Source organism: Micromonospora sp. NPDC049282 (assembly GCF_043197045.1).
Taxonomy (GTDB): domain Bacteria; phylum Actinomycetota; class Actinomycetes; order Mycobacteriales; family Micromonosporaceae; genus Micromonospora.
Genome location: NZ_JBICSL010000001.1, coordinates 626,947 through 644,960 on the forward strand (window position 1 = coordinate 626,947; position 18,014 = coordinate 644,960).

Below are 18,014 nucleotides of genomic sequence, written 5' to 3' on the forward strand. Positions count from 1 at the left end.
TGATGATGAAGATCGTTCAGGTCGCCGCGCGGAATGGACAAAGCAAGAGCGCCACCGCCGCGACGAATCTCGTCACGACCGTGGCGCACTTGTGAAACGTGATTCCCCGTCGCCTGGCGGCAATGCGTTAATTGGACAGCCGGGGACACACTTTCCGGCGACGGTCAGCCGGCCGGACCCGGCAGCGGAGCGGCGTGCAGCGCGGTGATGAAGTCGGACCTGCCCGCGTCGCTCCAGTCGCAGAGCGTTCCCGCCGGCGCCGCGCCCCGGCATCCCACGGAACTCTCGATCGAGGTGCCCTCGCCCCACTCGTTGTAGGTGGTGACCAACTGCCAGAACGCGCCGGAGGCGGTCATCCGGGCCACCCCGGACCGCCAGCGGTTCAGGTTCCGGGCGAGGAACGGCGACCGCCCGTACGCCAGCCCCGCCTTCCAGAAGCCGGGCGAGACGGTGTACGCCCCGCCGGGCACCCGGCTGAAGTCGGACTCGGGAGAGGCCGGGGCGTACTGGTGCCAACCGTCCACCGTCGCGCTGCCGGCACAGCCGCGGTAACCGGAGAACACCTTCAGGTTGAGATAGATGGACTCGCTCCAGAGCTGCTGGAGCAACGTCCGGGCGCGGATCCAGCGATTGATCGTCTCGCACCCGTCGGCCATGTCCAGGTCGTGGGCGTTGTAGACGAAGACCACCATGCCCCGCCCGGGCAGCACCGCCAGGGACGAGCGGTCCCCGCCGTAGGTGCTGCGCAGGTAGTGCAGGTCGGCGGCGATCTGGTCGGGGGTCGGCCGGCCCCTCCCCTCCGGCTCGTAGTAGGGCGCCCAGGCAAACCCGGTGCCCCGGGCGCCGCCCATGATCGCCGGCCAGTGCCGGTCGGTGGTGGTGCCCTGACCGAACCAGGAGGCGATGCCGACGGTGACGCCGCCGTACTGCATGTCCGCCACCTGGTCCCGGACCACGGCCTGGTCCACCGTGTAGGCGCCCCGGCTGGGCAGGTAGTTGGTGTAGGGGTTCAGCCCGCCCTGGCGCCACGCCTCCGGGAACCACGGGTAGTAGAACGCGGCCCGGACGGCCGTCGGCGTCCGCACCGCCAGCCGCGCCGGCGCCTGGTGCCGCAGCGTCGCGGCGACACCCTCGACGACAAGCGTGAACGTGCCGGCGCGGGCGGAGACGGAGGTCTGCACCGTCACCACGGCCGAGGCGCCGCTGGTCACCGTGGTCGGCGTGACGGTGGCGAAGACCCCGGCGGGCAGGCCGGTCACCCGCAGCGCCACCGGTTGCGGCGCGCCGCTGACGGTCGCCGTGCGGACCGTCAACCGGGCCGGATACCCGGCCACCGCCGTGACCGCGGCGGGCACGACGGCGAGGGAGAAGTCGTCGACGGCGGCGGCGGCGGCGCGCGGAACCGCCGACGCCGCCGGCGCGGTCGACAGGGCGGCCACCAGCACGGCGGCCACCACGGCAAGACGTTTGAACATGGACACACTCCTCTGCGTTGCCCTACGGATTCGACATCAGGGCAACGCGGGAGCGGCGCGTCAGGTGACTCGGCGGGCGGCGCCCGGGTCCGTCGGGCGAGGGCTCACCAGATCCGGCGGCGTCCGACGCGGTGGTTGCGAACACCGCACGGCCGTCCGGGCGGCGGACCCCCGGCCCGCCGTCGGCGCAGCCCGACCACGGTCGCGAGCAGCGCGGTGACCACCACCGCCGCCGCGCCGACGACCATCGGCCGGGAGAGCGGGCCGGTCTCGGTCACCGCCGCCACCGGCACCCCCGCCGCGGGCTCGCCGCCGGCCGCCGGGGTCGAGAGGGTACGCGGGGCCGCCGCGCTCGCCGCCGGTGCGGCCGGCCGGGTCGCCCGCGCTCCGGAGCCACCCGAGGCCGCCCGGAAGACGACGTCGGAGCAGGAGTAGTAGGTGTCCTGGGTGTTCGAGTTCTGCCAGATCACGTAGATGATGTGCCGGCCCGCGCGCCCGGTCGGCAACCGCCCCGGCATCTCGTACGCGCCGTCGCGGATCGGTGGGTCGGTGACCGCCAGGAACGGCTTGGTCTCCACGTCCGCCCAGGTCAACCGCCGCTCCGGGGCGTACGAGTCGGTGGTGACGTAGAACCGGAACGTGCCCTTGTGCGGGATCGTGGTGCGGTAGCGGAAGGTGTGCCGGGCGCCGGCGGTGAGCGTGGTGGCCGGCCAGTCGGCCCGGGGCAGGTCCAGCCCCCGGTAGGCGGAGAGCCCGCCACTGCACAGCTCCCCGTCCGGGATGCGTTCCCGGTCCCGCCCGTCGATCCGCGCCACCCGGATGTTGTCCCACTCACGAACCGCCGCGCCGGCCGCGATCGCGGCCCGACAGGCGGGCGTACCGGCCCGGCCACCCTCCGGCCCGCACGCCGCTCCCCGGCTCATCGGGCTGGTCGGCGCCCCGTGTGCACTCGCCGGCACGGCGGTGAGCAGCGGCGTCACGGCGACGGCGGCGAACGCGACGAGCGCGCGACGTGTGCCCATGTGATCGACCTCCCGGGCACTGGTACGTGTGGGAGGCGGCAAAGGTTCGATCCCCATCGGTGCCACGAGCGGTCAGGTTCGGCTGGCCGAACGGACAACCGGGGCGGCGGAGCGGCCGGGGTGGGCCCTACAGTGACGACACCCTGTGATCAAGGAGCCCGTCTTGCCCGAGCCGGCACAGCCTTCCGAGCCGCCCCGCGCCGCACCGGCGGCGGGGCCCCCGACCGGTCAGATCCCGCCCGGCGCACAGCCGTACCTGCTGGTGCTGCCCACCACGGAGGGCGCGCCGCCCGCGATGCCGTGGCCCGGCGCGGAGGGGCAGCCCGCCTGGGCCATCCCGGTCACCGTGCCGCCCGGCACCCAGGGCTACGCGCTGTTCGTGCCGCTGGTCCCGCCGGCCACCCCGGCCGGCGTGCCCGCCCAGGCGGCGGCGCCTGCCGTCGAGAGCCGGCCCGGTGAGACCCCGCCGGCCGTCGGGAACCCGGCCACCGGCAGTCCGGCCGGACCCACGGAGTCGGCCTCGCCGGACCCGTCCGCCGACGGTGGGCTGGCTCCACGCCCGCCCGGGGCCGCCCCCGTCGCCGGTGCGGAAGCCACGCCTGCCACGCCTGGCACGCCTGGCACCCCGCCGGCGCAGGGTCCGGCGTCCGGCGCGCCCTCGCCCGCGCCCGGAGCCCCGGCCGCACCGGGTGCCGCCCCGGCATCGCCCGGCCCGCACGCCGCCTCGACCCCGCCCGGCGCGCCGGGGGCGTACCAGGACATGCGGCCCTGGGCCACCTACCCGCCGCCGCCGGGTTGGAGCTCCCGGCCACCGACGCCCCGCACCTCCTTCCTCGGCACCCGGTGGCCCGGGCCGAAGCCGGCCACCGGGCGAGCGGTGCCGCTCGCGGTGCTGGCCGGCGCGCTCGGCAGCGCGGTCTTCGTGCCGCTGAGCCGGGTCGGCATCGGCTGGTTCCTCGGCTGGCTCACGCTCACGCTCGGGGTGCTGCTGGCGGTCCGGACCCGGACCGCCGCGCTGCCCCGCGCCGACCGGCTGATCCGTGCCGGCTGGGCCGCGGCGGCCCTGGCCCTGCTCGCCGTGCCGGCGTTCCGCAACGCCTGGTGGCTGGTGACGTTCTGCGTGCTCGGCGCGCTCGGCTGCGCCACCCTGGCGATCGTCGGCGGCCGGCTGGTCCGCTCGATCCTGTTCGGCCTGGTCGCCACGCCGTTCGCGGCGCTGCGCGGCCTGCCCTGGGTCCGCCGGCACATCGCCACCTCGCCGGCGGCCACGACGGTCCGCAGGGTCACCGTCTCGGTGGTCGCCACGCTCGTGGTGCTGGTCGTCTTCGGCAGCCTGCTCGCCTCGGCCGACGCGGCGTTCTCCGAGGCGCTGAGCGCGCTCGTGCCCGACATCGACCTCGGCGTGGTGTTCCGTGGCCTGTTCCTGGCCGCGGTCGGTGGGCTGATCGCGGTCGCCGCGGTCTACACGCTCGCCGCCCCGCCCGACCTGTCCACCGTGGACCGGACGAACGGGCGTCGGCTCAGCCTGCTGGAGTGGGCACCGGCCATCGGGGCGCTGACCCTGCTCTTCTCCGGCTTCGTGGTGGTGCAGTTCACCACGCTCTTCGGCGGCCAGCGGCACGTGCAGCGGGTCGCCGGGCTCAGCTACGCCGAATACGCGCGCAGCGGCTTCTGGCAGCTGCTCTTCGTCACGCTGCTGACCGTGGCGGTGCTCGGCGGCGTGACCCGCTGGGCCGTCCGGGAGCGGCCCATCGAGCGCACGCTGCTGCGTGTGCTGCTCGGGCTGCTCAGTGTGCTGAGCGTGGTGATCGTGGTGTCGGCGCTGTCCCGGATGTGGACCTACCAGAAGGTCTACAGCTTCACCGGCGAGCGGATCTTCGTGATGGCGTTCGAGATGCTGCTCGGCGCGGTCTTCCTGATGATCCTGGCCGCCGGCGTGCGGTGGCAGGGCAGGTGGATCCCGGGCACCACCGTGGCGCTGACCGTGGCGATGCTGCTCGGCCTCGCGGTGCTCAACCCGGAGGACTACGCGGCCCGGCGCAACACCCTCCGGTACGAGCAGACCGGCAAGATCGACGCCTGGTACCTGCGGGCGCTCTCCGCCGACGCCACGCCCGCCCTGACCAAGCTGCCCGACCCGGTGCGCCGCTGCACGTTGAGCTGGATCGCCGACGAACTCGCCGAGCCCGACCCCTGGTACGGCTGGAACCTGGGCCGGCACCGCGCCCGCCAGGCCCTCGACCGGGTCGGCCCGGCCGCGGTCGGCGGCCCGAAGGACTGCCGCCGCGCGGACCAGTTCGACCTGCCGAAGACCCGACGCCCCCGCTGACCTCGACCGACCCGGGCCGCGCACGCCGTGGCCCGGGTCGGCGGGGACCAGCCGGCCCGCCGATCAAGGGGGGCCCGTCCACATCGGCTCTCCGGGGATGCCCCGCGAGTGCTGGCGCGGGCTCACGCCGTACCGGCGTTTGTAGGCGGCGCTCAGGGCGAACGAGCTGCCGTAGCCGACCCGGCGGGCCACCGCGCCGACGGTGGCGCCGGGCTCGCGCAGCAGGTCCGCCGCGAGCGCCAGCCGCCACCCGGTGAGGTACGACATGGGCGGCTCGCCGACCAGACCGGTGAAGCGCCGGGCCAGCGCCGCCCGGGAGAGCCCGGCCTCGGCGGCCAGCGACGCCACCGTCCACGGCCGGGCGGGATCGTGGTGCAGCATCCGCAGCGCCCGACCGACCACCGGGTCGGCGTGCGCCAGGTACCAGGCGGGCGCCGCCGCGCCGGGCCGGCCGAACCACTCCCGCAGCGCGGCGATGAGCAGCAGGTCCAGCAGCCGGTCCAGCACCGCCTCCTGACCGAGGTCGTCCTTGACGATCTCGGCGGCCAGCAGCGGGACCAGCGGGGAGTCCCAGGACGCGCGCGGAACGACCGCCAGCGTCGGCAACGCGTCCAGCAGCCGCCGCCCGACCGCGCCCCGGACCGGGTACGTGCCGGTGAGCAGCACGGTCCGGCCGTCCGGGCCGTTGCCCCAGGTGCGTACGCCCAGCCGCGTCATCTCGAACAGCTCGCGCCCGTCCGGCGTGGTGCAGCGCTGGCCCGGGTGGATGACCACCTGCGGCGGCGTGGCCGGGTCGTCCGCGACGGTGTACGGGTCGGGGCCGCGCACGATCGCCACGTCGCCGGCGGCGAGCGACGCCGCGCTGCCGCGCTCGGGCACGAGCCAGGCGTCCCCGCGCACCACCGCGACCAGGGTGAGCGGCGCCTCGTCCCGGATCAGCATCGACCAGGGCGGGGTCAGGATCGAGCGGAGCAGGAAGGCCCCCCATGCGCGGGGCCCGTCGAGCAGGCCGGCAACGGCGTCCACGGAGACGATTACACACAGGATCGCGCGTTCTGACCATGGGCCGTCTCATCGAGCGGCGGTTGGATGAGCACATGCGACTCGTGCAGCACCTGTCGTTGCTCGCGGCCACGGTCGGAGCCGGGCTGATGGCCGGGCTCTTCGCCGCCTTCTCCTACGCCGTGATGCCGGCGTTGCGGGGCGCCGACGACCGCACCTTCGTGGACGCGATGCAACGGATCAACGTGACCATCGTCAACGGCCTCTTCCTGCTGATCTTCCTGGGTACGCCGGTGCTCGCCGCGCTTTCGGCGATCCTGGCCCGGTACGGCGCGAGCCGGCCGGCGCTGCCGTGGATCGTCGCCGGGCTGCTCCTCTACCTGGTGATGTTCGCGGTCACCGCGGCGGTCAACGTGCCGCTGAACGACGCGCTCGCGGCGGCCGGCGCGGCCGACCTGGCGGCCGCTCGACAGCGCTTCGAGGCCACCTGGGTGGCCGGGAACGTGGTCCGGGCGCTGGCCAGCACGGCCGGTTTCGGCGCGCTGTGCTGGGCCCTGGTGGTCACCGGCCGTTCGGGCGGTTGACCGGTCAGCCGTCGTCACCGTGAGGCTTGGGCACCGATCCCCCTTCGTGGAGAGTATTCCGAATTAGCGGTCAAGAGCGATAAGCGTAATTTCTTCACCGGGGCGCCTCACCGAGATCGATATCGGTTAAGGTCGGCCTCCTCGGAGGCGCGGGACGGTCAAAGCTCGCCGGCCAGCCACCCTCGTCCGGCACTGAGGAAAGGAGCGACGGATGCCCCTCTCGCAGAGGACGCAGAGCGCGCTGGCGCCCGACGGCCGCAGGTGGACCATTTCCTGCGCCTGTGAATCGCTTCAGGAGGAGTGGTTCTGGCATGCGAGGCTGACAAGCAAGTCGTTCGCGATATCGGTGGCGATCGGGCACCGCGACTATGCGGCTGGCGCCGTCGAGGCGGGTGGTTACCAGGTCCGGGAGCGGCTCACCTACCGGTCGCACCCGCTGATCCTGGCCGTCTCGCCGGAGGGTGAGGGCTACCTCGTCACCTGGGAGTCCCGTCACCACAGCCTCGTGTTCGGTGGTCCGGGTGCCCCACCCCGGCTCGCCGACGTCATCCTCCTGCTCGACCAACTCAGGATGCAGGACAGCGCCGACGGCCTACGCCTCCGTCCTTCCGCCGGCAGCGACGTCGTCATGTGGGGTCTCTTCGGCGTCAAGTTCAGCGATGCGGGAATGGTGACGATGTACCCGCGGAACGAGGCGACGGGGCTGGTGCCGGACCAACCGGGTCTCGCGGTCGCGGCCGGTCAACTCTGGCGCAAGACGATATCCTCTCCCACCGGGGAACCCGGCCAGAGCAAGTTCATCCTGGCCGGCGACAACACGGTCGCGGTGGTCGACGACGACCTGGGTCGCGACCGGACGGTAACCAGGAGCGGGCAGGAGACGCTCCTGGCCACCCTCGCGGTGCGGTGGTCCTAGGTGACCTCGATCCTGGCGGCCGCCGTGGCCGTGTCCTGGGTGGCCATCGTGCTGCTCTTCCTGGGCTACACCGCGCTGCTGACGCAGATCAAGGAACTCAGGACGGTCAGCTCCACCGACGACAACTTCACCTACCCCGAGCTGGCCGCGTCGACGTCGACCAGCAGAACCGTCGTGCTGGTCGTCAGCGCCACCTGCGCCACCTGCGAGCAGGTGCTGCCGTCGTGGCTGGCCATCGCGCCGCGGCTGACCGCCGCCGGGCACAGGACGGTGCTGCTCAGCATCGACGATTCGACGGTGTGGACCGACCGAGGCGCGCCGAGCGCGATGCTCGGCTCTGAGCTGTCCGCACCGCTGCTGCTCGCGTACCAGCCGGCGTTGCTGCTGATCGACGCATCCGGGCGGATCGAATCGGCCGAACCGGTCGGCTCGGCCACCCGGCTCGAGGACATGTGCGCGTCGCTTCTCGACCTCGTCTCACCGTGACCGCCAGGCTCCGACGGAAGGAAGGTGTTCCGCATGGCTTCGTTGCTCGACCGCATCCCGACAATCGAATTCGAACCGGAGGCAGGGGGCGTCGGGACAGCCGCCACCCCCATGGCAGGTCGGCCCGGCGGCGCGACCGCTGAACGTCCGGCGCCCCGGACCGGCATCGAGCGGCGCTCCTTCCTCCGCACGTTGATCGTCGGCGGGGGCGCGTTGGCGGTGACGATGTTCACCTGGGTCGGCGAACGGGTGCCCGCCTTCGCCGCCAAAGGGGACCGGATCACGCTGCACCCGACGGCGTGCATGGGCATCGACGTCAGCGGTGACACTCCGTGCTGGGGCCGCACCTACATCAGCTCCACCTATTGCGGCACGGACGGCCGGCACCGCAATGACACGGTCAACATGGGCACCTATGACCGGCTCTACAGCTGGGAGCCCGCCTGTGGCGGCTACGCCGGCTGGTACTGGATCAACAGCAGCGATGTGCAGACCCGTTGCTGGGACGGGCGTTACTACACCATGGACCACGCAACCGGACAGAAGAACGGCCCCTACACGACCTGCTGCAAGAAGCTGGTGTAGCGCGGGATGACCGCGCAGACGCGAGTGCGGCACCAGCGCCTGCACTCACCCCTGTCGATGGCAGTGGCCGTGCTGGCCACGGCCGTCCTGATCGCGCTTCTCTCCACGTTGTCGCCGTTCGCCGTCGGCACCGTGCTCGTCGCGGCCTGCGCGGTAGGGGTGAGCGCCGGATACTCCACGTCCGGCTCCGTTTGAAGCCACAATTCAGCGGCGCTGCTGACCTCGTCGGTCTGGCGAGGAACGAAGAACGTGAACTACTTCAATTACGGCTTGGTGATCGGTGGCGCCGCGAGCGGGACGCTGATCCTTTTTCCGGCTGCCGTCGTGCAGACGCTGCCGGCGACGGCCCGCGAGATTTTTTTCCTCGTTGCGCTCGTGGTGACACTGCTGTGCGAAACACGACTGGTACCTTTTCGGCTCCCGCAGAACGCACGCCAGGTCCCCAGCGCGATCATGGTCAGATCCGAAGGCTCGGGCGCGCTGCAATTCGGCTTCGAGATGGGTACCGGGCTACGCACCTTCGTGCCCACCCAGTTGCCGTATCTGTTGGTTGCGTTGGCGATCCTCGTCAGCCCCTGGTGGGCCGCCCCGCTGCTCGGCGCCTCCTTCGGGCTCGGCCGCACCTTCATGGTCAGGTCTGCCGTCCGCTCGGGGAACGCCTCACGGTGGGACGCCCAGTTCGCCCGACGCCGGATGCTGATCGTCGGCCTCTGCTGGGCTGCCGTCCTGATCGAGCTGACCGTCATCGTGGCGGTTCGGTAGCGGCCGGACGTGCCCCGGGGAGGTGGGCACGCGTCTTCGGTCCGGCCACTCAACCTTCGAGCCGGCTGTGGCGTTATCAAGACATGGAGCCCGCATGAGCGACGACTTCGGCACCTTCGTCTCCGACAGCGGGCCCCGGTTGCTCCGCTTCGCCGTGCTCATCACCGGTCAGCGGGCGGACGCCGAGGACCTGCTCCAGGAGGTGTTGGTCCAGGCGTACCCCCGCTGGCGGGTGATTCGGGACGGTCAGCCGGAGGCGTACCTGCGCCGTGCGATGACCAATCGCCTGATCAGTCGCTGGCGATCGCCCTGGAGACAACGGCGGGCCGCCGAACTGCCGGCGGATGTGGCGCAGCCGGACGAGTTGGGTCGGGTGGACGACCGGCAGGTGTTGTTGGCGGCGCTACGGCAGCTCCCGCCCCGGATGCGGGCCATTGTCGTCCTGCGGTACTGGTTGGGCTGTACGGAAAGCGAGACCGCCGCCGAGTTGGGCTGTTCCGTCGGTGCGGTGAAGAGCCAGTCGTCGAGAGGGCTGTACCGGCTCCGCACCGGTCTCACCCGGACCGGGGCGCTGTCGTTCGACGTCGAGGAGGAGAACCATGCGTGAACGCGATGTCGCCGACCTGCTCGACCGCGCCGTGGAGACGGTGACGCTGCCGCCGGGACTCGCCACGCGGGTCGTCGCCCGCAGTCGCGCCCGCCGGCGCCGCAACCTCGCACTCTCCGTCGGGGCGTTCGCCGTCGTGCTGGCGGCGGGCGTCGCGCTGCTGCCGCTGACCCGTCCGGCCGGGACCGGCGGCGCGGACCGGGCCGGTTCGAGCATCGACCCGGCGTTGAGCGGGATCACCGGGGCCGGCGGCCGGCCGGTCACCGCGGACCAGGTCGTCGCGAGCGGCCGGACCGGCGCCGAGACACTTGTCGTGGTGCGGCGGACGGCCCGCGCCGAGGAACGCGCCCTCGGCGGGCAGGCGGCAGAGGTGTGGGCCGTGCCGGACGGCGGTGCGCCGCGCCGGTTGTCGGACTACCTGTCGTACGACCTCGGTTGCGCCGTCGGTGACGAGGTCTGCGCGGCCGTCCGGTCCGCCGGCGACGGGTTGGGCCTGACGGTGGCCCACCGCTCGGGCGGGCGGCTCTTCGTGCTGGTGTGGGCCCCGGCGAAGCGGACGGTCGAGGTGGTCGCCGGGGGCGTGCCGCACCAGGTGGGCGAGGCGTCCTCCGGCGCGGTGGTCGAGGTGGTCGCGGAGGATCCGTACGAGGACGTCCAGGTCTGGGCCACCACCACCGCGGACGGCAAGCGCTATCGGATCGTCTGGGCCCCGGGAGCCGTGCTGAACGACTGAGTGACGGACACCGCGCCGGAAGACGAATCAGCGACCCGGTCGATGATCACTCGACCAGGCCGCTGACCTGTATTTCAAGGGTGGAGCCGAGGGGACTCGAACCCCTGACCCGCACACTCGAGCTTGATTTGTGACGCCCCCTGTGAAACGCCAAAGTGTGGGGGCAGCCGTCTCGGAAGGGTGAGCACCGATGGCGCTGGCTACGGTGCGCTCGGATGCGCTCGGCGAGGTGGTTCAGGGCTCGTTGACCATCCATGAGTCGACGACTCCGCGCGGACCTGCCGCCCGACCCAGGGCCGGGGCGGCAGTCGGGTCCCGCCAGCCCGCCTAATCGTGCCGGGGGCCCGTTCTGATCAACGCGAGCGAGATCACGATTACGACGATGCCGAGGCCTGCCAGGACGGTCGGCGCCTGCAGGAGCAGATCCTCCGTCGCGTACCCGTCGGGCGTGGCAGCCCGGGTCGGATCCGTCCGGTCGACGCGTACGTCGAGTAACTCCCCGACGCGGAACTCACTCTGGTCGAGTTCGCTGGAGAACCGCTTTCGGTACCGCACGCCGTCGAACGTGTAGTCCACAGTCAACCTCGTGGCGGAGAACGACCGGCTGATCCTGAACCGTTCGACGTGGACCACTTGGCCTGTCGTCTCGGCGCCGACGCGAACCCGCTCGTCGATCGCCTCGTTCAGCCGAACGGTGAGCAGCATCCCTCCGCCAATCAGAAGGGTGCCCAGGACAACCGCGAGGACCAGCTTCAACTCTCGCCGGCCGAACGGGCTCTCCACTGCCGGCCCTCCTCGTTTCTCGGTTCTCATCGGTCAGTCGCCGGTCGGGACAAGCGAGTTGTGGAGCGTGCGACGCCGGCCACCCCGGAAAGGCGAAGCCAGATGGCTGGGCCGCAGCCGAGACGGCGTTGCAATCATGCCCATTAGGCAGGCGACCACCAGTAGTACGTGCCCCCGCCGCCACTTACGCTCTACAGGGCCGGCGGTCGCCACCATCGGCGTTTCCTCCATGAGCCCAAGTAGCCGGCGGGAGACGGTGGCGTCCCAGGCGTAGGTGGTAGGTGGCGTCGTTGTAGCTGTAGGTGAGGGTTTCGGCTGGGAGGCCGCCGGCCGTGGGCGGGATGGTCGTGGCCGCTGAGCCGTCGGGGTCACAGGTGGCTTCGGTGGTGTACGCCCGGGTGGGAGTGTGGGGCGCAGCTGTGACCGAATCCGTGACCAGAAGATCAAGAGAAGCGGCACCTCTCGATGAGAGGTGCCACTTGACCTGCATAAACACAAGGTGGTCCGGTGGATACCACCATGCGAACCACTTCGCCACGATCGCCGGCGATCCGCTCCCGCTACGCCCGCGCCGCTCGTGAGCCTGATCGACAAGTTCAAGGCCAGACGTTGGACCATCTGACGAGCAGCCCCGGGAAGCTTGTACAATTTATTGTACGTAACGTTTGGGAGGCAGCAGCATGCGCACCGTTCCCTACTCGGAAGTCCGGCAGAACCTGGCCAAGATGCTCGACCATGTCGTGGACGACGCCGAGGAGGTGGTGGTCACCCGCTCCGGCCGTGAGGCCGCGGTCATCATCTCGCTGCGCGAGTACGAGTCGTTGAAGGAGACGGCCTACCTGATGGCCAGCCCGGCCAACGCGCGCCGTCTGAACGAAGCCGTCGAAGAGCTGCGTAACGGGGGTGGGGAGATGCACGACCTGATCGACCCCGACGCCAGTTCAGGCGAGGCGTCGGCAGCGTGAAGGTGCAGTTCGCCGGCCGAGGCTGGGAAGACTATCTGACCTGGCAACGAGATCGCCAGATGCTCAAACGAGTGAACGCGTTGATCGAGGACATCCGACGCAACGGCCACGAAGGCATCGGCAAGCCGGAGCAGCTCCGCGGCAACTGGGCGGGATTCTGGTCGAGACGCATCGACCAGGAACACCGCCTCGTATACCGGATCATGGACGACACAGTGCAGATTGCGCAGTGCCGCTACCACTACGAATGAGGTAGAGGACCACTCCCTCCGTCGAGGAACGCGGCCCTACTACGGTCTGCGTGCCTGACTGTCCCCGATGATCTCGACTCCTCCGCCACGAACGGTAGGCGTCGCTCCGGTGGCGGATCGTCGATTGGATCTCAACGACTCGCTTTTTTAAACCGTCGAAAGGTTCGTCGAGAGGCTTGCCTGCCCTATACGGGTTGACAGCTATCGCCCGCTGGATGGTCTCCGTCGCCGCGATCGCCACCTCCAACGGCAGGTCCTCATGCAGGTTACGGGTCGTTCCACCCATCGCAGCGTAGCCGCTCTCGAAGCCGACGGGCGCGCATGGATCGACGCTTGGAACGCCGACCCGAAACCGTTCGTATGGACCCGCACCGCCGCCGAAATCCTCGAATCCCTCGCCGCGTACTGCAGAATGGTCGCTTGGGCGATTGGGTGAAGTGTCCTCTTAGGCGGTCTGCTATATAGGCGATGCCCAATGGAGCATCCGCCGGCCACGGGTGTTCTACAGGATCGAAACGCTGGGGCACTCGTCGACGGCTTGCTCTATGGTCTTGGCGGTTACCGGTCGCAGCGAGACGGGGATGAACTAGTGTCCCGAGTCGTTGATTCGTCTGCAGCAAGACGGGCTTCCTCGTGAGGATCGTCAAGCGCAGCCTGAAGTAGAGGCCGAACCGACGTGTCACCGACGGATCCAAGCGCAGTGGCGAGAGATATGACTCAGTCCGCCGCCACCTTTATGACTACGCCAAGATCGCTGCCGTCCGTCATGGCGTAGTTGCGGCGTTGCGGGGAGATCCAGATGCTGGCGTGCTGCACATCCTGCTGCAGACGTACCCAGAGGCTGTGCGGCCCGCAGCCCAGAGCCAAACCCTGAGCGCCGAGCTGATCTTTCCGGCAGCACGCGCTAAATCAGATCGAAATACCCTTTACCTGTGCATAGGTGGCGAAACGACGTTCGTTATATATCGGCTCAGAAAACATCTCCACTGCGTGATCATGCCCCACATTTTCGCTCTTGCAAGCCTTTGCACCACGGGCCACATAAAACACCAGGTAGGGCGCGGTCCGGAACCGGTTGCCGATCTTGTCGCCCGAGTGGGAGTGTGGGGTGTAGTTGTGACCAAAACTGTGACCAAAAGATCAAGAAAAGCGGCACCTCTCAATGAGAGGTGCCGCTTGACATGCACAAACACAAGGTGGAGCCGAGGGGACTCGAACCCCTGACCCCCACACTGCCAGTGTGGTGCGCTACCAGCTGCGCCACGGCCCCTTGCGATCGTCCCCGGTCGCCCGGGCACGGGAAGAACTATACACACGCCCTCAGGCATGGTCATCTCGCGGGGGTCCCCCGGACGGGGTCAGTTGAGCGCCACGTCGGGCGGGAAGTGGGCCACCGCCGCCATCATCCCGCCCTGCCGGCGCAGCACCATCGGCCAGAGATCATCCGGCCGGTCGACGAAGGCGTCACCGGGCAGCGCGTCCAGCACGAACCAGGACCCCTCCTCGATCTCCCGCTCCAACTGCCCGGCGCCCCAGCCGGAGTAGCCGGCGAAGACCCGGATCCCGCCGACGGCGTCGCGCAGCTTCTCCGGGTCGACCGAGAGGTCGATGGTGCCGACCGCGCCGGAGACCCGGTGGAAACCCTTCACCGGCCTGACCGGGTGGCGCATCCGGGCCAGGCAGATGGCGGAGTCGGGCTGGACCGGGCCGCCCTCGAAGAGCACCGCGGGGTCGCGGGCTAGGTCGCTCCAGTCGCCGAGGACGTCGGCCACCGGGACCTCGGTGGCCCGGTTCAGCACCACGCCGAGGGCGCCGCCGGGTTCGTGGGCGACGAGCAACACGACCGTACGGTCGAAGTTCGGGTCCTTGAGCACGGGTGTCGCGACCAGCAGTCGTCCGGTCATCGACTCCATGGCTCGGCCACCGATCGCCTGCCCCTCACCCTGCATGTCCGACACCCGTCAGTCGTGCGCCCGTGCGGGCCCGACGCCGTCGACCGTCCACCCTGTCAACGCCATGTCACGCACCATAGCTTGCGTCCCGCCCGCTGGTTAAGGTCTGACCGGCGGGTGATCGCAACGGATCGAGGGAGCATCGGATGGCGGCGGAGGCCGAACTGGCGGTGATCGGCGGGTCGGGTCTGTACGCCCTGCTCGACGGGGTGGAGCACGTCGTGGACACCCCGTACGGCGCGCCGTCGGATCCGGTCACGATCGCCGAGGTGGGCGGGCGTCGGGTGGCGTTCCTGCCCCGGCACGGACGCGACCACCGGCACCCGCCGCACCGGATCCCCTACCGGGCCAACCTCTGGGCGTTGCGCTCCCTCGGCGTACGCCAGGTGGTGGCGCCCTGTGCGGTCGGCGGCCTCCGGCCGGAGCTGGGCCCGGGCACGTTCGTGGTGCCGGACCAGCTGATCGATCGCACCAGCGGGCGCGCGCAGACCTACTACGACCGGGGCGCGGTGCACGTCTCCTTCGCCGATCCGTACTGCCCGGCGGGTCGGCGGACGCTGCTGGACGCGGCGGCCGGCCGGGGCGTGCCGGCGGTGGACGGCGGGACGGTGGTGGTCGTCGAGGGGCCGCGCTTCTCGACCCGGGCGGAGTCGCGCTGGTTCACCTCGATCGGCGGCGCGGTGGTCAACATGACCGGGCATCCGGAGGCGGTGCTCGCCCGCGAGCTGGCGCTCTGCTACACGTCGATCGCGCTGGTCACCGACCTGGACGCGGGCGTCGAGGCGGGCGATTCGGTCACCCAGGAGGAGGTGTTCCGGGTCTTCGCGGAGAACACCGACCGGCTGCGCGCGCTGCTGCTGGACGCGGTCGCCGCGCTGCCCGCCGAACGGGACTGCCCCTGCGGGGCCGCGCTGGACGGCATCGAACTCCCGTTCCCGCTGCCCTGAGCCCCGGCGAAGCGCCCGAAAAGTCGGCTTCCGCCCGCTAGATTCAGGCGATGGCGACGGTGCGCGAGGCGACCTACGACCTGCTGCGCGCGCTCGGGCTGACCACCGTCTTCGGCAACCCCGGTTCCACCGAGGAGCCGTTCCTCGCCGACTTCCCGGCCGACTTCCACTACGTGCACGCGCTCCAGGAGGCGTCGGCCGTCGCCATGGCCGACGGCTACGCCCAGGGCACCGGCCGGCCCGCGCACGTCAACCTGCACACCGCGCCGGGCACCGGCAACGGCATGGGCAACCTGGTCACCGCCTGGCACAACCGCACCCCGCTGATCGTCAGCGCCGGCCAGCAGACCCGGGAGATGCTGCTGATCGAACCCCGGCTGGCCAGCCCCCGGGCGGTCGAGCTGGCCCAGCCGTACGTCAAGTGGGCCCACGAGCCGACCCGCGCGCAGGACATCCCGGCGGCCTTCATGCGGGCGTACGCGTCGGCGGTGCAGCCCCCCGCCGGCCCGGTCTTCCTCTCCCTGCCGATGGACGACTGGGACCGGACCGCCGACCCGCCGCCGCAGGCCCGTACCGTCGCCACCCGGATCGGACCGGACCCGGACCGGCTGCGCGGCTTCGCCACCGCGCTGGCCGCCGCCCGCGCGCCGGTGCTGGTGCTCGGCGCGGCGGTGGACCGGGCCGGCGCGTGGCCGGCCGCCGTCGCGCTGGCCGAGCGGCTGGCCGCCCCGGTCTGGGCGGCCCCGGCGCCGGAGCGGGGCGTCTTCCCGGAACGCCACCCGCAGTTCCGGGGCGTGCTGCCGTACGCGATCGGGCCGCTGTCGGAGGCGTTGCGCGGCCACGACACCGTGCTGGTGGTCGGCGCCCCGGTGTTCCGCTACTACCCGCACGTGCCGGGCGACTACCTGCCCGGCGACGCCCGGCTGCTGCACGTCACCGACGACCCGGACGAGGCGGCCCGGGCCCCGGTCGGGGAGAGCCTGCTCGGCGATGCCGGGCTGACCATGGCCGCGCTACGGGAGCTGCTGCCGCCTACCGACCGGCCGGCGCCACCGCCGCGCGACCCGCCGCCACCGCCGGAGCCCTCCGAGCCGCCCGGCGCGGACGCGCTCTTCGCCGCGCTGGCCGACGCCTGGCCGGCGGACGGCGTGCTGGTGCAGGAGTCACCGTCCAACCTGTCCGCGCTGCGTCGCCGGCTCCGGATCGACCGGCCGCGCTCGTACTTCACCATGGCCAGCGGCGGCCTGGGCTTCGGACTGCCGGCGGCGGTGGGCCTGGCGCTCGCCGAGCGGGACACCGGACGCGGCCGGCCGGTGGTCGCGGTGATCGGCGACGGCTCGTTCCACTACTCCGTGCAGGCGTTGTGGACCGCCGCGCGGCTGCGGCTGCCGCTCGCCGTCGTGGTCCCGGTGAACCAGCAGTACGCGATCCTCAAGGCGTTCGCCGAGCTGAAGCACACGCCGGGCGTGCCGGGGCTGGACCTGCCGGGGCTGGACGTGGCCGCGGTGGCGCGTGGCTACGGCTGCGCGGCCGTGCCGCTGGTGTCGCCGGAAGGGCTCGGCCCGGCGCTGGCCGACGCGCTCGCCGCGGACCGGCCCACGGTGCTGCCGGCGCCGATCAGCACCGAGGTGCCCCGGATCCTGTGACTCAGCCGGCCCGGACGATCAGCGGGGCGCCGGTGCCGACGTCCAGCACGGTCCGGGCGCCGAGCGGGGCGGCGAGCGTGACGCTCACCGGTTTCATGGCGAGCTGCATGGTGCAGATGCCGGTGGACCTGACCACCGAGGCGCCGACCACCACCACGTCCGGCCGTTCCAGCAGCAGCGGCGTGGGCGCGCCGTCGCAGGCCCCGACGCCGACCACGTAGTCCAGCCGGTTGCCGTCCACCGCCCGCAGCTCCTGCGCGGCGGCCAGACCGTCCGGCAGCGGGCGGCCGTCGGCCGCGCCTCCGGGCGCCTCGCCGACCGCGCGTGGCGCGACCGCGAGCCGGGCCACGGGTACGGACAGCTCGTCCACCGTGAACAGCCACGCGGGCACCTCGACCCGGCCCCGACTGGTCCACACCGGCGCGCTGCCCAGCCGCGCCGCGGTCACGGTGAGCGGGACGCACGGGGTGGGCGCGGTCGTCGACATCGGGGCGTCCGGGCCGGGTTCGACGGTGGGGCCACCCGCCCCCGGTCGTCCGGGCCCCGACGGCGCTCCCGGCCGGCCGTCGCACGTCGGCGGGTCTCCCTGGTCCAGTTGGGCGTACGCGTCGGCGGCGCTGACCAGCGGCACCCGCAGCACGCCGTCGGGGAACCGGATCGTGCCGTCCGGTGGCACGGCGGCCGGCATCCGGATCTGGTCCCGGTACCAACCGGCGGCGAAGGCCACCTTCGTCTCGTCGGTGAAGCCCGGGTCGCCGGTGAGCACGGTGGCGTCCTGGAGCGGGACGTATCCGGCGCGCCACTGCGGCCCGGGGCGCCAGCGCCCGGCCACCTCCTCGGCCCGCTGGGTGAACGCGGGACGCCGGTCGGGGCCGGCGGGCGGCGCCGAGCCGGATCCGGCGCCGGGCGCGGCACAACCGGAGAGGACCAGCAGCGGCAGCCCGAGCAGGGCGAGAGATCGGCGCATAC

General features: G+C 71.7%; 19 protein-coding genes, 1 tRNA gene and 1 pseudogene. 14 read left to right on the forward strand and 7 right to left on the reverse strand.

The genetic code is table 11. The features are described from left to right. Nucleotides 1–164: 164 nt before the first annotated feature. Together ACGFI2_RS02890 and ACGFI2_RS02895 are read right to left on the reverse strand one after the other, a co-directional pair. A complete protein-coding gene (locus ACGFI2_RS02890) occupies nt 165–1,475 on the reverse strand; it encodes a hypothetical protein (protein WP_393509583.1) in 1,311 nt (436 codons plus the stop codon). Between the two features lie 104 nt (nt 1,476–1,579). Beyond that, nucleotides 1,580–2,497: a lytic polysaccharide monooxygenase gene (locus ACGFI2_RS02895; protein ID WP_393509586.1), complete on the reverse strand. Its 918-nt coding sequence runs from the start codon at nt 2,495–2,497 to the stop codon at nt 1,580–1,582. A 163-nt stretch (nt 2,498–2,660) separates the two neighbouring features. On the opposite strand from ACGFI2_RS02895, the gene ACGFI2_RS02900 reads away from it, so the two are divergent. Then, nucleotides 2,661–4,826 (forward strand): DUF4153 domain-containing protein, encoded by a 2,166-nt coding sequence (locus ACGFI2_RS02900; protein WP_393509589.1) that lies wholly within the window; start codon nt 2,661–2,663, stop codon nt 4,824–4,826. A gap of 63 nt (nt 4,827–4,889) precedes the next feature. Here the strand turns inward: ACGFI2_RS02900 and ACGFI2_RS02905 are convergent, their stop codons facing one another. After that, nucleotides 4,890–5,852, reverse strand: a complete 963-nt coding sequence (locus tag ACGFI2_RS02905) for an AraC family transcriptional regulator (protein WP_393509592.1) — start codon at nt 5,850–5,852, stop codon at nt 4,890–4,892. 71 nt (nt 5,853–5,923) lie between these two features. Between ACGFI2_RS02905 and ACGFI2_RS02910 the strand changes: the two genes are divergently transcribed. From ACGFI2_RS02910 to ACGFI2_RS02945, 8 genes are all read left to right on the forward strand, one after another. Continuing rightward, a complete protein-coding gene (locus ACGFI2_RS02910; protein WP_393509595.1) occupies nt 5,924–6,412 on the forward strand; it encodes a DUF1772 domain-containing protein in 489 nt (162 codons plus the stop codon). A 211-nt stretch (nt 6,413–6,623) separates the two neighbouring features. Continuing rightward, the gene (locus ACGFI2_RS02915) at nt 6,624–7,328 is read left to right on the forward strand and encodes a hypothetical protein (protein ID WP_393509598.1); all 705 of its coding nucleotides are present in this window, start codon (nt 6,624–6,626) and stop codon (nt 7,326–7,328) included. Beyond that, complete coding sequence (locus ACGFI2_RS02920; protein ID WP_393509601.1) at nt 7,329–7,814, forward strand: hypothetical protein; 486 nt, start codon at nt 7,329–7,331, stop codon at nt 7,812–7,814. A gap of 33 nt (nt 7,815–7,847) precedes the next feature. Beyond that, nucleotides 7,848–8,399, forward strand: coding sequence for a hypothetical protein (locus tag ACGFI2_RS02925; RefSeq protein WP_393509604.1), 552 nt, complete (start codon nt 7,848–7,850; stop codon nt 8,397–8,399). Nucleotides 8,400–8,405: 6 nt separating this feature from the next. Then, nucleotides 8,406–8,594 (forward strand): hypothetical protein, encoded by a 189-nt coding sequence (locus ACGFI2_RS02930; RefSeq protein WP_393509606.1) that lies wholly within the window; start codon nt 8,406–8,408, stop codon nt 8,592–8,594. 54 nt (nt 8,595–8,648) lie between these two features. Next, nucleotides 8,649–9,161: a hypothetical protein gene (locus ACGFI2_RS02935; RefSeq protein WP_393509609.1), complete on the forward strand. Its 513-nt coding sequence runs from the start codon at nt 8,649–8,651 to the stop codon at nt 9,159–9,161. Nucleotides 9,162–9,255: 94 nt separating this feature from the next. Further along, nucleotides 9,256–9,768 (forward strand): SigE family RNA polymerase sigma factor, encoded by a 513-nt coding sequence (locus ACGFI2_RS02940; protein ID WP_393509612.1) that lies wholly within the window; start codon nt 9,256–9,258, stop codon nt 9,766–9,768. Continuing rightward, nucleotides 9,761–10,501 carry a hypothetical protein gene (locus ACGFI2_RS02945; protein ID WP_393509615.1) on the forward strand — a complete coding sequence of 247 codons (741 nt, stop codon included), beginning with the start codon at nt 9,761–9,763 and terminating at the stop codon, nt 10,499–10,501. The genes ACGFI2_RS02940 and ACGFI2_RS02945 overlap by 8 nt, the downstream gene beginning before the upstream one ends. A gap of 327 nt (nt 10,502–10,828) precedes the next feature. Here ACGFI2_RS02945 and ACGFI2_RS02950 read toward each other — a convergent pair whose 3' ends face one another. Continuing rightward, nucleotides 10,829–11,284: a DUF3592 domain-containing protein gene (locus ACGFI2_RS02950; protein ID WP_393509618.1), complete on the reverse strand. Its 456-nt coding sequence runs from the start codon at nt 11,282–11,284 to the stop codon at nt 10,829–10,831. A gap of 680 nt (nt 11,285–11,964) precedes the next feature. Here ACGFI2_RS02950 and ACGFI2_RS02955 point away from each other — a divergent pair. The 3 genes and pseudogenes from ACGFI2_RS02955 to ACGFI2_RS02965 form a co-directional block, all read left to right on the forward strand. After that, on the forward strand, nt 11,965–12,249 hold the full coding sequence (locus ACGFI2_RS02955; RefSeq protein ID WP_018787151.1) for a type II toxin-antitoxin system Phd/YefM family antitoxin: 285 nt from the start codon (nt 11,965–11,967) through the stop codon (nt 12,247–12,249). Continuing rightward, a complete protein-coding gene (locus tag ACGFI2_RS02960; protein ID WP_393509622.1) occupies nt 12,246–12,500 on the forward strand; it encodes a Txe/YoeB family addiction module toxin in 255 nt (84 codons plus the stop codon). The genes ACGFI2_RS02955 and ACGFI2_RS02960 overlap by 4 nt, the downstream gene beginning before the upstream one ends. A 274-nt stretch (nt 12,501–12,774) precedes the next feature. Continuing rightward, nucleotides 12,775–12,936: pseudogene (locus ACGFI2_RS02965) on the forward strand (IS630 family transposase); the annotation flags it as partial. 761 nt (nt 12,937–13,697) lie between these two features. On the opposite strand, the gene ACGFI2_RS02970 reads toward ACGFI2_RS02965, so the two are convergent. Together ACGFI2_RS02970 and ACGFI2_RS02975 are read right to left on the reverse strand one after the other, a co-directional pair. Beyond that, a tRNA-Ala gene (locus tag ACGFI2_RS02970) sits at nt 13,698–13,770 on the reverse strand. Between the two features lie 88 nt (nt 13,771–13,858). Then, the gene (locus ACGFI2_RS02975) at nt 13,859–14,449 is read right to left on the reverse strand and encodes a YqgE/AlgH family protein (RefSeq protein ID WP_393510080.1); all 591 of its coding nucleotides are present in this window, start codon (nt 14,447–14,449) and stop codon (nt 13,859–13,861) included. A 149-nt stretch (nt 14,450–14,598) separates the two neighbouring features. Between ACGFI2_RS02975 and ACGFI2_RS02980 the strand changes: the two genes are divergently transcribed. Both ACGFI2_RS02980 and mdlC read left to right on the forward strand, forming a co-directional pair. Then, nucleotides 14,599–15,399 (forward strand): S-methyl-5'-thioadenosine phosphorylase, encoded by an 801-nt coding sequence (locus ACGFI2_RS02980; RefSeq protein ID WP_393509625.1) that lies wholly within the window; start codon nt 14,599–14,601, stop codon nt 15,397–15,399. A gap of 50 nt (nt 15,400–15,449) precedes the next feature. Then, on the forward strand, nt 15,450–17,045 hold the full coding sequence (gene mdlC, locus ACGFI2_RS02985) for a benzoylformate decarboxylase (protein WP_393509628.1): 1,596 nt from the start codon (nt 15,450–15,452) through the stop codon (nt 17,043–17,045). Between the two features lies 1 nt (nt 17,046). On the opposite strand, the gene ACGFI2_RS02990 is transcribed toward mdlC, so the two are convergent. Then, a complete protein-coding gene (locus ACGFI2_RS02990) occupies nt 17,047–18,012 on the reverse strand; it encodes a hypothetical protein (protein WP_393509631.1) in 966 nt (321 codons plus the stop codon). Nucleotides 18,013–18,014 lie beyond the last annotated feature (2 nt).

What these genes read in the sequence shown, in the direction of transcription:
- ACGFI2_RS02925 (WP_393509604.1), top strand. Translation starts at nt 7,848, where the DNA reads ATGGCTTCGTTGCTCGACCGCATCCCGACAATCGAATTCGAACCGGAG.
- ACGFI2_RS02910 (WP_393509595.1), top strand. Translation starts at nt 5,924, where the DNA reads ATGCGACTCGTGCAGCACCTGTCGTTGCTCGCGGCCACGGTCGGAGCC.
- ACGFI2_RS02915 (WP_393509598.1), top strand. Translation starts at nt 6,624, where the DNA reads ATGCCCCTCTCGCAGAGGACGCAGAGCGCGCTGGCGCCCGACGGCCGC.
- ACGFI2_RS02895 (WP_393509586.1), bottom strand. Translation starts at nt 2,497, where the DNA reads ATGGGCACACGTCGCGCGCTCGTCGCGTTCGCCGCCGTCGCCGTGACG.
- ACGFI2_RS02930 (WP_393509606.1), top strand. Translation starts at nt 8,406, where the DNA reads ATGACCGCGCAGACGCGAGTGCGGCACCAGCGCCTGCACTCACCCCTG.
- ACGFI2_RS02975 (WP_393510080.1), bottom strand. Translation starts at nt 14,449, where the DNA reads ATGCAGGGTGAGGGGCAGGCGATCGGTGGCCGAGCCATGGAGTCGATG.
- mdlC (WP_393509628.1), top strand. Translation starts at nt 15,450, where the DNA reads ATGGCGACGGTGCGCGAGGCGACCTACGACCTGCTGCGCGCGCTCGGG.
- ACGFI2_RS02945 (WP_393509615.1), top strand. Translation starts at nt 9,761, where the DNA reads ATGCGTGAACGCGATGTCGCCGACCTGCTCGACCGCGCCGTGGAGACG.
- ACGFI2_RS02940 (WP_393509612.1), top strand. Translation starts at nt 9,256, where the DNA reads ATGAGCGACGACTTCGGCACCTTCGTCTCCGACAGCGGGCCCCGGTTG.
- ACGFI2_RS02990 (WP_393509631.1), bottom strand. Translation starts at nt 18,012, where the DNA reads ATGCGCCGATCTCTCGCCCTGCTCGGGCTGCCGCTGCTGGTCCTCTCC.
- ACGFI2_RS02980 (WP_393509625.1), top strand. Translation starts at nt 14,599, where the DNA reads ATGGCGGCGGAGGCCGAACTGGCGGTGATCGGCGGGTCGGGTCTGTAC.
- ACGFI2_RS02955 (WP_018787151.1), top strand. Translation starts at nt 11,965, where the DNA reads ATGCGCACCGTTCCCTACTCGGAAGTCCGGCAGAACCTGGCCAAGATG.
- ACGFI2_RS02890 (WP_393509583.1), bottom strand. Translation starts at nt 1,475, where the DNA reads ATGTTCAAACGTCTTGCCGTGGTGGCCGCCGTGCTGGTGGCCGCCCTG.